The 12133-nt window shown below is 48.8% G+C and carries 13 protein-coding genes; 5 read left to right on the top strand and 8 right to left on the bottom strand.

What is annotated here, in order from left to right:
- Positions 1 to 162: 162 nt before the first annotated feature.
- Genes mglB through mglC form a run of 3 tightly spaced genes read left to right on the top strand, consistent with a single transcriptional unit; the run spans position 163 to position 3768 of the window.
- On the top strand, positions 163 to 1161 hold the full coding sequence (gene mglB, locus EFER_RS11230) for a galactose/glucose ABC transporter substrate-binding protein MglB (protein ID WP_001036935.1): 999 nt from the start codon (positions 163 to 165) through the stop codon (positions 1159 to 1161).
- Between the two features lie 60 nt (positions 1162 to 1221).
- Positions 1222 to 2742 (top strand): galactose/methyl galactoside ABC transporter ATP-binding protein MglA, encoded by a 1521-nt coding sequence (mglA, locus tag EFER_RS11225; protein WP_000255032.1) that lies wholly within the window; start codon positions 1222 to 1224, stop codon positions 2740 to 2742.
- 15 nt (positions 2743 to 2757) lie between these two features.
- Positions 2758 to 3768 carry a galactose/methyl galactoside ABC transporter permease MglC gene (gene mglC / locus EFER_RS11220; RefSeq protein ID WP_001275118.1) on the top strand — a complete coding sequence of 337 codons (1011 nt, stop codon included), beginning with the start codon at positions 2758 to 2760 and terminating at the stop codon, positions 3766 to 3768.
- Positions 3769 to 3838: 70 nt separating this feature from the next.
- On the opposite strand, the gene preA is transcribed toward mglC, so the two are convergent.
- The 7 genes from preA to EFER_RS11185 form a co-directional block, all read right to left on the bottom strand.
- Positions 3839 to 5074 carry an NAD-dependent dihydropyrimidine dehydrogenase subunit PreA gene (gene preA, locus EFER_RS11215; RefSeq protein WP_000956048.1) on the bottom strand — a complete coding sequence of 412 codons (1236 nt, stop codon included), beginning with the start codon at positions 5072 to 5074 and terminating at the stop codon, positions 3839 to 3841.
- The gene (gene preT, locus EFER_RS11210; protein WP_001136347.1) at positions 5068 to 6306 is read right to left on the bottom strand and encodes an NAD-dependent dihydropyrimidine dehydrogenase subunit PreT; all 1239 of its coding nucleotides are present in this window, start codon (positions 6304 to 6306) and stop codon (positions 5068 to 5070) included. The genes preA and preT overlap by 7 nt, the downstream gene beginning before the upstream one ends.
- Positions 6307 to 6624: 318 nt before the next feature.
- Complete coding sequence (locus EFER_RS11205; RefSeq protein ID WP_000354464.1) at positions 6625 to 6864, bottom strand: DUF2542 family protein; 240 nt, start codon at positions 6862 to 6864, stop codon at positions 6625 to 6627.
- A gap of 2 nt (positions 6865 to 6866) precedes the next feature.
- The gene (sanA, locus tag EFER_RS11200) at positions 6867 to 7586 is read right to left on the bottom strand and encodes an outer membrane permeability protein SanA (RefSeq protein ID WP_000920074.1); all 720 of its coding nucleotides are present in this window, start codon (positions 7584 to 7586) and stop codon (positions 6867 to 6869) included.
- Positions 7587 to 7732: 146 nt separating this feature from the next.
- The gene (cdd, locus tag EFER_RS11195; RefSeq protein WP_000553537.1) at positions 7733 to 8617 is read right to left on the bottom strand and encodes a cytidine deaminase; all 885 of its coding nucleotides are present in this window, start codon (positions 8615 to 8617) and stop codon (positions 7733 to 7735) included.
- Positions 8618 to 8746: 129 nt separating this feature from the next.
- Positions 8747 to 9442, bottom strand: a complete 696-nt coding sequence (locus EFER_RS11190; RefSeq protein WP_000968391.1) for a CidB/LrgB family autolysis modulator — start codon at positions 9440 to 9442, stop codon at positions 8747 to 8749.
- Complete coding sequence (locus EFER_RS11185; protein WP_002431444.1) at positions 9439 to 9837, bottom strand: CidA/LrgA family protein; 399 nt, start codon at positions 9835 to 9837, stop codon at positions 9439 to 9441. The genes EFER_RS11190 and EFER_RS11185 overlap by 4 nt, the downstream gene beginning before the upstream one ends.
- Before the next feature lie 288 nt (positions 9838 to 10125).
- Here EFER_RS11185 and dusC point away from each other — a divergent pair, with 288 nt between their 5' ends.
- Positions 10126 to 11064, top strand: coding sequence for a tRNA dihydrouridine(16) synthase DusC (dusC, locus tag EFER_RS11180; RefSeq protein ID WP_001264885.1), 939 nt, complete (start codon positions 10126 to 10128; stop codon positions 11062 to 11064).
- 43 nt (positions 11065 to 11107) lie between these two features.
- Here dusC and yohP read toward each other — a convergent pair whose 3' ends face one another.
- Positions 11108 to 11191 (bottom strand): small membrane protein YohP, encoded by an 84-nt coding sequence (gene yohP / locus EFER_RS11175; protein WP_000698461.1) that lies wholly within the window; start codon positions 11189 to 11191, stop codon positions 11108 to 11110.
- A 140-nt stretch (positions 11192 to 11331) separates the two neighbouring features.
- On the opposite strand from yohP, the gene EFER_RS11170 reads away from it, so the two are divergent.
- A complete protein-coding gene (locus tag EFER_RS11170) occupies positions 11332 to 12093 on the top strand; it encodes an SDR family oxidoreductase (RefSeq protein ID WP_000079514.1) in 762 nt (253 codons plus the stop codon).
- Positions 12094 to 12133: the final 40 nt, after the last annotated feature.

Here is a 12133-nt window from a genome sequence, read left to right as displayed (position 1 = left end):
CCAGGAATAACAACATTTGGGCCTGTTTTATGACCGTCTACAGGCTGATGATTTAAAATATTTATAAAAAGAATCTGGCGCTTTTAACATTTGTTTTAACAATGCTAAGTGCCGGACATTTATCTCAAGCACTTTACCCTGCATAAGAAAACCGGAGATCTCATGAATAAGAAGGTGTTAACCCTGTCTGCAATCATGGCCAGCATGTTATTCGGTGCCACTGCACACGCTGCTGATACCCGTATTGGTGTAACAATCTATAAGTACGACGATAACTTTATGTCTGTTGTGCGCAAGGCTATCGAACAAGATGCGAAAGCCGCGCCAGATGTTCAGCTGCTGATGAATGATTCTCAGAATGACCAGTCCAAGCAGAACGATCAGATCGACGTATTGCTGGCGAAAGGGGTGAAGGCACTGGCAATCAACCTGGTTGACCCGGCAGCTGCGGGTACGGTGATTGAGAAAGCGCGTGGGCAAAACGTGCCGGTGGTTTTCTTTAACAAAGAACCGTCTCGTAAGGCGCTGGATAGCTACGATAAAGCCTACTATGTTGGCACTGACTCCAAAGAGTCCGGCATTATTCAGGGCGATTTGATTGCTAAGCATTGGGCGGCAAACCAGGGTTGGGATCTCAACAAAGACGGTCAGATTCAATTCGTACTGCTGAAAGGTGAACCGGGCCATCCGGATGCAGAAGCACGCACCACTTACGTGATTAAAGAGCTGAACGACAAAGGCATCAAAACTGAACAGTTACAGTTAGATACCGCAATGTGGGATACCGCTCAGGCGAAAGATAAGATGGACGCCTGGCTGTCTGGCCCGAACGCCAACAAAATCGAAGTGGTTATCGCCAACAACGATGCGATGGCAATGGGCGCAGTAGAAGCACTGAAAGCACACAACAAGTCCAGCATTCCGGTGTTTGGCGTCGATGCGCTGCCAGAAGCGCTGGCGCTGGTGAAATCCGGTGCACTGGCGGGCACCGTACTGAACGATGCTAACAACCAGGCGAAAGCGACCTTTGATCTGGCGAAAAACCTGGCCGATGGCAAAGGTGCGGCTGATGGCACCAACTGGAAAATCGACAACAAAGTGGTCCGCGTACCTTATGTTGGCGTAGATAAAGACAACCTGGCTGAATTCAGCAAGAAATAAGACTGATTGGGCGTAGTCGTTTACTGCGCCCTTATTGTATGGCCAACAAGGTAAAATTATATGGTCAGCTCAACGACTCCGTCTTCCGGGGAATACTTGTTGGAAATGAGCGGTATCAACAAGTCTTTTCCGGGGGTTAAGGCACTTGATAACGTTAATTTAAAAGTCCGGCCACATTCTATCCATGCATTAATGGGGGAAAACGGCGCAGGAAAATCAACATTATTAAAATGCCTGTTTGGTATTTATCAAAAAGACTCCGGCACCATTTTGTTCCAGGGTAAAGAGATCGATTTTCATTCTGCCAAAGAAGCACTGGAAAATGGTATTTCGATGGTACACCAGGAATTAAACCTGGTATTACAACGTTCGGTGATGGACAACATGTGGCTGGGGCGATATCCCACCAAAGGCATGTTTGTCGATCAGGACAAAATGTACCGCGAAACCAAAGCGATTTTTGATGAGCTGGATATTGATATCGATCCGCGTGCGCGCGTCGGCACATTATCCGTTTCGCAAATGCAGATGATCGAAATCGCTAAAGCGTTTTCCTATAACGCGAAAATTGTGATTATGGATGAACCGACTTCTTCGTTAACCGAAAAAGAGGTCAATCATCTGTTCACTATTATCCGTAAATTAAAAGAGCGCGGCTGCGGTATTGTTTATATCTCGCATAAAATGGAAGAAATCTTCCAGTTATGTGATGAAGTCACCGTATTGCGCGACGGTCAGTGGATCGCTACCGAACCACTGGCAGGGCTGACGATGGACAAGATCATCGCCATGATGGTTGGACGCTCTCTTAATCAGCGTTTCCCTGACAAAGAAAACAAGCCAGGCGAAGTGATTCTGGAAGTGCGTAACCTGACGTCGCTGCGCCAGCCGTCGATTCGCGATGTCTCGTTTGATCTGCATAAAGGGGAGATCCTCGGCATTGCCGGTCTGGTGGGGGCGAAACGTACCGATATTGTTGAGACGTTATTTGGTATTCGCGAGAAATCGGCTGGCACCATAACGTTGCATGGCAAAAAGATCAATAACCATAACGCCAACGAAGCCATAAACCACGGATTTGCACTGGTAACTGAAGAGCGCCGCTCAACGGGAATTTATGCCTATCTGGATATTGGCTTTAACTCGTTAATTTCCAATATCCGCAACTACAAAAATAAAGTTGGCTTGCTGGATAACTCGCGGATGAAAAGCGATACCCAGTGGGTAATTGATTCGATGCGGGTAAAAACGCCGGGACATCGTACGCAAATTGGTTCACTCTCCGGCGGTAATCAGCAAAAGGTAATTATTGGGCGCTGGCTGCTAACGCAACCAGAAATATTAATGCTCGATGAACCGACGCGCGGTATTGATGTCGGAGCGAAGTTTGAAATTTATCAGTTAATTGCCGAACTGGCGAAGAAAGGCAAGGGGATTATTATTATTTCCTCCGAAATGCCAGAGTTGTTAGGGATAACAGACCGTATTCTGGTTATGAGTAATGGCCTCGTTTCCGGAATTGTCGATACAAAAACAACAACGCAAAACGAAATTCTGCGTCTTGCGTCTTTGCACCTTTAAGATTAGGGGCCTCCCATGAGTGCGTTAAATAAGAAAAGTTTTCTTACTTACCTGAAAGAGGGCGGTATTTACGTCGTTCTTTTAGTTTTGCTGGCGATTATTATTTTCCAGGACCCAACATTTTTAAGTCTGTTAAACTTAAGCAATATTCTCACCCAGTCATCGGTGCGTATTATTATCGCGCTTGGTGTAGCAGGATTAATTGTCACCCAGGGGACTGACCTTTCCGCAGGTCGTCAAGTGGGGCTGGCGGCAGTAGTCGCGGCGACGTTATTGCAGTCCATGGATAACGCTAACAAAGTATTCCCGGAAATGGCGACGATGCCGATTGCGCTGGTAATTCTGATTGTCTGTGCCATTGGTGCGGTGATCGGTTTGATCAACGGCCTGATTATCGCTTATCTCAACGTGACGCCATTCATTACCACGCTCGGCACGATGATTATCGTCTACGGCATCAACTCGCTCTATTACGACTTTGTCGGGGCGTCGCCAATTTCTGGTTTTGACAGTGGCTTCTCTACCTTTGCTCAGGGCTTTGTCGCGCTGGGGAGCTTCCGTCTCTCTTACATCACTTTCTACGCGTTGATTGCGGTGGCATTCGTCTGGGTGTTGTGGAACAAAACCCGCTTCGGCAAGAACATTTTTGCCATTGGCGGTAACCCGGAAGCGGCGAAAGTATCTGGTGTCAACGTCGGCCTGAACCTGCTGATGATCTACGCGTTGTCTGGTGTGTTCTATGCCTTCGGCGGGATGTTAGAAGCCGGACGTATCGGCTCTGCCACCAACAACCTCGGCTTTATGTATGAGCTGGATGCTATCGCGGCGTGTGTGGTGGGCGGTGTATCGTTCAGCGGTGGTGTAGGGACGGTGATTGGCGTGGTGACTGGGGTGATTATTTTTACCGTCATCAACTATGGCCTGACGTACATCGGCGTAAACCCATACTGGCAGTACATCATCAAAGGGGCGATTATTATCTTCGCCGTGGCGCTGGATTCACTGAAATACGCACGTAAGAAGTGATGTGATTTTGGGTATTGCCGGATGCATCGCATCCGGCAATCGGTGCCAAATACCGGATGCGCCGCTGGTTCTACAACGTCACCGGGTGTTCTTTCTCACCTTTCTTAAACTTCACTTCCCCAAGATCAATACAACCAACCGGGCAGACGTGACCACAAAGCAGACAACCAACGCACTTCTCGGTATTACAATGCGGTGTGCGCGTTTTCTCATTCCACTCCATCGCCTGATGACCGCCGTCGTAACAGGAAATATAACAGCGTCCGCATCCGACACATTTATCGAGATTGATATGGGGATAGACGATATAGCTACGGTCTAAATCTTCCGCCGGGACAATATTGTGATTCGCCAGACCTACCATCTCCTGCAACGAATCAAACCCCTGATCGGCGAGATAATGTGATAACCCGCTCGCCATATCTTCCACTATCCGATACCCGTACTGCATAATACCGGTGGTCACCTGTAATGTCGCTGCACCGAGCAATAAAAACTCTGCCGCATCTTCCCAGGTTTCAATACCGCCGATACCGCTGATCGGGAAATCGCGCAGCTCAGGATGGGTGCGCATTTGCTGAATAAAGCGCAGGGCGATCGGTTTTACCGCTTTACCGGAATATCCGGAAATACTCGATTTACCGTTAACGATCGGCATACCAATTTTCTGATTAAGATCGATATTGGTAATGGATTTAACGGTGTTAATCGCCGCAATGCCATCTGCGCCGCCGCGCTTCGCCGCCAGCGCCACTTCGCACATATCACCGATATTCGGCGTCATCTTCGCCAGCATCGGCAGCGTAGAACCGCGTTTCACCGCCCGACAATATTTTTCTACCAGTTCCGGGCTTTGCCCGACATCGCTACCCATCGCATGAGAAGTCATTTGCGGACAGGAGAAGTTACACTCGATCATATCGGCACCAGCTTCTTGCACCAGGCGCGCCAGATCTTCCCACTGCTGCTCATTTTCCCCCATGATCGAGGCGATCAATACTTTGTCAGGATAATCTTCTTTCAGCCGACGCAGGGCGGCCAGATTCTCTTCCAACGGATGCTCGGCAATCTGCTCCATATTTTTGAAGCCGATAAAACCGGTATCTTCTTTCACCAGATGATCAAAACGCGGCGAGACTTCGTTGGCGATAAAAAAGCCGATCGTTTTAAACACCACGCCGCCCCAGCCCGTGTCGTAGGCTTTGGCGCACATCTCATAGCAGTTGCCTACCGGCGAAGAAGAGAGGCAGAACGGGTTGGGAAACTTCACGCCGCAAAAAGTAATCGAAAGATCTTTCGTTAACATGAGCAAGCTCCCTCTAAATAGTGATGAATCGCCCCGGCGGCTTCTTTCCCGGTTTTCACTGCATAGACCACGGTTTTGTCACCCTCAACAATATCGCCAGCAGCAAAGACTTGCGGGTCGCGGGTCTGGTAATTTTGTGTTTTGATGGTGTTACGCTGCGGCTCTAACTCCGCAAAGGCATCCAGTCTGGCATGCTGGCCGACGGCGAGAATAATTTTATCTGCCGCCATCGTCAGTTCGCCCGGTAACCGTACATGCTTAAACGTGACTTTATTGGCTTCCACGGCTACTGGTGTGAATCCATCGATGATCGAAACGCCCAGTTCCCGGGCGCTGGCAAACTCTTTTTCGCTTGCCGGAAACGCATCTAACTCTTCACGTGCTACGCAGGTTACCGCCTGACAGCCGAGAACTTTCAGCGTGCTGGCAACGTCCATCGCGACATCACCGCCGCCGATAATTAATGCGCTTTGTGGAATGCTGATATCGCCCTGCGCCTGTCGTGCACGTTGCAAGAAGTCGACGGCAATCTCAACGTCGCTATGCTCAAACAGCGGTAGCCCGGAACCGCCCGACAACCCTACGGTGACAAGTACTGCGCGGTTTTCCGCTTTTAGTTGCTCCAGGGTGATTGTTTTACCGACTTCGTTGTTGCACTTAATGGTCACGCCCATTTTTTCAATACGGGCGATTTCTGCATCCAGCACCGATTGCGGTAACCGAAATTGCGGAATACCGTTACATAGCCAGCCACCGGGCTGTGGTTCTTTTTCATAAATAGTGACGTCGTAACCCATATTTGTCAGCGTCACACTGGCCTGTAACCCGGCAGGGCCCGCGCCAATAATCGCTACCTTACCGAGCGTTTTAGTGCCTGGCTGATAAATATCCATCCCGGTTTGTTGTTCAAAATCAGTGATAAAACGCTGCAAGCGGCCAATATCAATTGGATCATCAACACCGGCACGGGTACAACCGCTTTGACATAATTTCTCCGTTGGACACACTCTGGCACAAACGGCACCGAGGGCATTATTTTCGCGAATTGTCTCGGCAGCGCCTTTAAAATTACGAAAGTAGATTGAGCGGATAAATTTCCCTGGGTCAGTTTGCGCCGGACAAGCCTGACTACAGGGGGCGTCATGACATAATAAACAGCGGGATGCCTCTTTTATTGCCAGTAAAGGCGTAAAAGCCGGAGTGAGTTCATCCAGATAATTTTGTTGCGGCATGTGATCTTCCTTAATGCTATGAGTAATTAAGGCGAACGCTAAATATACTCGTCATACTTCAAGTTGCATGTGCTGCGTCTGCGTTCGCTCACCCCAGTCACTTACTTATGTAAGCTCCGGGGGACTCACTCACTTGTCGCCTTCCTGCAACTCGAATTATTTAGAGTATAAATATTGCGTGCTGATATTAAGGCTATGCGCGTGGGGAAATTTAAACTGTGAAAGGATTCACAAATAGCTGCGGTTCAGAATGTTATATCCGCAGCTTATTGAGTGAAGTAATAATTATTCTCAATAATTAACAGGAGAGGGAAAATATTAACGATAGAAAATAAGATAAACAATCATGCCGATAGATAAAATACCGAAGCCGATATATGCCACCATATAAGCGAAGAAGAGTCCGGGATTTTTTGCTCGCCAGACAAACACCGGTTCCGGTGCATTTTTAACCCGTTTATCAATCGCGCCAGCACGCCAGCCTTTCCATGCTTCGCGAAAACAAAATATCGGGATAAGGAAAAAAACAGCAACGACAAAAAACTGCTGAATATCCATCACTACTTTCCTTGTTTCTTTTGTAATTCAAGTAATTGCTCTGGCGTAACCGCTGGGTATCCCTGAGCATCTTCAGGGACTTCATGCATAGATGGAATGGGTACCAGCGGGCCTAAAAAACGGGGTTCACGCTTAAAGAAATAGAGATCTGCCAGGGCGCCGAAGCGTGCGGCGAACTCACGAATGCGAACTGACCACATATCCTTCGGGGAAGGAACAGCATAACACTGGGCCTGAATCCCCATATGCAAGGCAATAAATAATGCCCGCTCACAGTGGAAACGTTGGGTAATTATAATGAAATCGTTAGTATCAAACACCTTGCGCGTGCGCACAATGGAATCCAGCGTACGAAAACCCGCATAATCGAGGACAATATCAGCGGGATCAACACCTGCTGCAATTAAATCTTTGCGCATCGTCATCGGCTCGTTATAACTTTGTAACGCGTTATCGCCACTCAGTAATAAATAATTTACTTTGCCGCTATTATAAGCATTAATCGCTCCCTGAATACGGTAGCGGTAATACTGATTAATAACGCCAGTACGATAATATTTTGCCGTGCCGAGGACCACCCCGACCTGGCGGTAGGGGAGATCTTGCAATTCATCGTAAATATAAGGTGCGGTTTTCCAGCTCATCCAACGATCAAGGCCGAGCACAGTCAACAGCAGTAAGCCGATCAGGACTAACAGGCTGTAGAAAACGCGCTTTAACATGCAGTAGGCTCAGTTGCTGAATGAAGTTTTACTCAGGCTACTTTACCCGCTGCTTTTGCGCAAGAAACGGCAAACTGTTTGCCGGGATTTTCGACACCAGAAGGGAGCAGAAATGCCGGATGCACTACGTTTATCCGGCACTGATGTTAACCGAGCAGAACACGGTCGATAGTATTACAGCCAAGCGCTTTCAGAGTCGCTGCGGTTGCATCCCATTGAATCAGCGGCGCATCAGCTTTCTCAGCCAGAATCGCACGTTGAATATCCGGGTAATCATAACCTTTGAGATTCAGCAAGATTAACGCGCCCTGTAACGGCGGCAGCGTTGGGTTAAATGCGGCGTTTTCAGCGTAGCTGCCGCTGAAAATACGACCATCTTTACATTCCAGCGCCACACCGCTCGGAGATTTACTGTAAGGCATGTGTGAACGGTTAGCCGCCGCAATTGCTGCCTGAGAAAGGGCATCACCAGTGAGCGCGAAACCATGATCCTGTTCGTCCATCAGCAATGTTTTAATTTCCAGATCTTTTGGACCAAAGGCATCAGGCAGATAGTCACGTAACGCGTGTGCTTCGCGGCCAGGCAGATGAATACGCAGATCCAGACCGCTATTAAGTTCATTCATAAACTGACGGCAGTGACCACAAGGGGTGTAGTTAACGGTGATGGCAGCAAGCGCTTTCTCACCGCTCAACCAGGCATGGCTAATTGCACTTTGCTCGGCATGGACAGTTTGCTGCATGGTGGCGCCAATAAATTCCATATTGGCACCGAAATACCATGTACCACTTACGCCACGTGCAATTGCACCAACGTTAAAATTCGACAATGGCGTACGTGCACAAGCTGCAGCCAGCGGGAGTAGTGCGAATGCCAGCGCGTCTTCGTCCAGCCCCGTAGCGCTCTTCAGCGAAGAGACCTGCTCCCCGGTCAGTAAAGCAGGAAAATGCTTGTCTGCCAGAATTGGGGCCAGTGCAGATTGCAAGTTATCTGCGAGTTGGGCAAAAGCAGTTTGAAAACGTGGATGCATGGCGTTGCCTCGTAACAGTGTAATGGGATAACAGTTTACGAACCCACCCTATCTTTATATGTGATCTGAATCTCATTAAATGTGCAACATATGAAACACGTATCAAAAATGTGCGACGTATCGCAAATTTTATCCTACTACCGCCAGAATGATCGGGAAAATAAACGGTGCAACCACCGATGTGATAATCCCGCAAATCACCAGCGCCAGCGAACTAAAGGCGCCTTCCTGATAATCCAGCTCTGCACAACGTGCGGTTCCTAATGCGTGGGAAGCTGTACCCATTGCCAGACCACGAGCGGCTTTAGTGCGAATACGCATGGCATTCAGTAACGTGTGACCAAATACTGCGCCAAGAATACCGACAAAAATCACGCAAACCGCGCTCACGGCCGGGATGCCTCCGATGCTACCGCCAACAGCCATTGCGATAGGCGTGGTAACGGATTTCGGTAATACAGAGGCCGCAATTTCAGGTGTAGCACCCATCAGCAAGGCAACCGTGGTCCCGGTGACCATTGCCACGACACTACCAATAAAACAAATCGTGATGATCGATTTCCAGCGTGCGCGGATCTGGTGAAGTTGCTCATATAAAGGATAAGCCAATGCCACAACAGCAGGTTGCAGCAGATCGTTTAATATTTCGCTGCCTTTAAAGTAGTGATCGTACGGAATACCTGTCAGTAGCAGAAAAGGAATAATGACCACCATTGCCACTAACAATGGATTTAATAATGGAATTTTAAAGCGAGCCGCCAGTTTGCGTGCGGCGAAAAAGACGATCAAGGTCAGTGGTAATGACCACCAGATATACGCCATCATTCTTTCGAACCCTTTTGCCCAACCACTTTTCGTTCGCCATGCACTAGCTGCGAACTCCAGCTAACAACTAAGAACACCACCAGGGTGCTAATTGCGCAGGAAACCACTACCGGGCCAAACTGCGCGCGCAATAGATCGAAATACTGCATAACGCCAACGCCAATTGGCACAAAAAGCAGCGCCATATAGCGAATCAGTAAATAGCATCCGGGGTTAACCCATTGTGCGGGCAGAATTTGCAGTGCCAGCAGTACAAACAGAATCAACATGCCGATAATGCTGCCTGGAATGGTGACCGGAAGGAGAGATGCAATGAAAATACCTGCATACAGGCAGGCATAGATCAGTACGAAAGCACGTACATACTGCCAGATAGTGTTTAGTATCTTACTCATGATAAACGTCCTGGATGAAGTGGATTCATCATACAATTAAACTCAAAAATGTGCTACCGATCACATAAAGAAATCTGAGCATAGTCGTTCCTCTCACCAGGAGCACTGGGCATCTCCCCTGATAATCGTCGCCAAATCTGGGCAAAACGGTTTCTGCAGTCGTTAACATAACTGTCACATAGACAAAGCATAGAGTCGTCTCCAGGCTTTGGTGCACAGATATTGAAGCACTTTAAACAGTAGAGCGGAGACGTTACCATAGCGCCTCATTTTTTCGTGGGTAAAAATATGCGTGTGTTACTGGCACCGATGGAAGGCGTGCTCGACTCTCTGGTGCGTGAATTACTGACCGAAGTAAACGATTACGATCTTTGTATCACCGAATTTGTTCGCGTGGTTGATCAACTCCTGCCAGTTAAAGTCTTTCAACGTATCTGCCCGGAGCTGCAAAATAGTAGTCGGACACCTTCCGGTACGCTGGTGCGCATCCAATTACTTGGTCAATATCCACAGTGGTTGGCGGAGAATGCTCTCAGGGCGGTGGAACTGGGATCATTTGGGGTTGATCTTAACTGCGGCTGTCCTTCAAAAACAGTTAATGGTAGCGGTGGCGGAGCGACATTATTAAAAGATCCTGAACTTATCTACCAGGGCGCGAAAGCGATGCGCGAAGCGGTGCCTGCTCATTTGCCAGTGAGTGTAAAAGTGCGTTTGGGATGGGACAGTGGTGAGCAAAAATTTGAAATTGCCGATGCTGTGCAGCAAGCGGGGGCCACGGAGCTTGTGGTTCACGGGCGGACGAAAGAGCAGGGCTATCGCGCCGAGCATATTGACTGGCAGGCGATTGGTGAAATCCGTCAGCGACTGACGATTCCGGTGATCGCGAATGGAGAAATCTGGGACTGGCAGAGCGCACAGCAATGTATGGCGTTAAGTGGCTGTGATGCCGTTATGATTGGGCGCGGGGCATTAAATATTCCCAACTTAAGTCGGGTGGTGAAATACAACGAGCCGCGTATGCCGTGGGCACAAGTTGTTGCATTATTGCAGAAATATACGCGTCTGGAAAAACAGGGCGATACCGGGCTATATCACGTGGCACGAATTAAACAGTGGTTAGGTTATCTGCGTAAAGAATACAGCGAAGCGACAACATTATTTCAGCAAATCCGCGCATTAAATAATTCCCCTGCTATCGCGCAGGCTATTCAGGCGATAAAACTGTAATCGTTGCAAGGCCGGGATAACTACCCGGCCTTGTGGGAAATCTTCAGAAAATCATTTTAAAAACGCCCGTCACTACCAGTAACCCGATAATAAATATAACCAAAACTGCCCAGAGTAAAATTTTCATTGGCTTTCCTTTTTTGTTAAAACTTCGTTAAGTATAGGAAAGGAAACGACGCGCCGCGAATTCCAGGAGTTATCTAAATATGACGTAAGTAATCAGCCCGTTTCTATACTTATTGTTTTAGAGACTCCGTGGAGAACTCGATGGCACAGGTCGCGATAATTACCGCCTCCGATTCGGGGATCGGCAAAGAGTGCGCGTTATTACTGGCGCAGCAGGGGTTTGATATTGGCATTACCTGGCACTCCGATGAAGAAGGGGCAAAAGATACTGCGCGTGAGGTGGTTAGTCACGGCGTACGTGCGGAGATCGTGCAGCTCGATCTCGGTAAACTGCCAGAGGGGGCACTGGCGCTGGAGAAACTTATTCAACGGCTGGGGCGCATCGATGTGCTGGTGAATAATGCGGGCGCAATGACCAAAGCGCCGTTTCTTGATATGGCTTTCGATGAGTGGCGCAAGATTTTTACCGTTGATGTCGATGGTGCATTCTTATGCTCGCAAATTGCGGCTCGTCAGATGGTGAAACAAGGGCAGGGCGGTCGCATCATCAACATTACGTCGGTACATGAGCATACGCCGCTGCCGGATGCCAGCGCCTATACAGCCGCTAAACATGCACTCGGTGGGCTAACCAAAGCGATGGCGCTTGAGCTGGTCAGGCATAAGATTTTGGTGAACGCAGTCGCGCCTGGGGCGATCGCCACGCCAATGAACGGCATGGATGACGGCGACGTGAAGCCCGACGCGGAGCCTTCGATTCCTCTGCGGCGTTTTGGCGCAACGCATGAGATTGCCAGCCTGGTGGCGTGGCTGTGCTCAGAGGGCGCGAATTACACCACCGGGCAGTCGTTGATAGTGGATGGGGGATTTATGCTGGCGAATCCGCAGTTTAAGCCAGAATAGCGCAGTGAAGTGCGTGGATATTTCAATGGGTAATATTTGG

The organism is Escherichia fergusonii ATCC 35469, assembly GCF_000026225.1.
Classification (GTDB): domain Bacteria; phylum Pseudomonadota; class Gammaproteobacteria; order Enterobacterales; family Enterobacteriaceae; genus Escherichia; species Escherichia fergusonii.
Note: the sequence above shows the minus strand (reverse complement) of the source record. Positions and strands in the feature narration are given on the sequence as shown.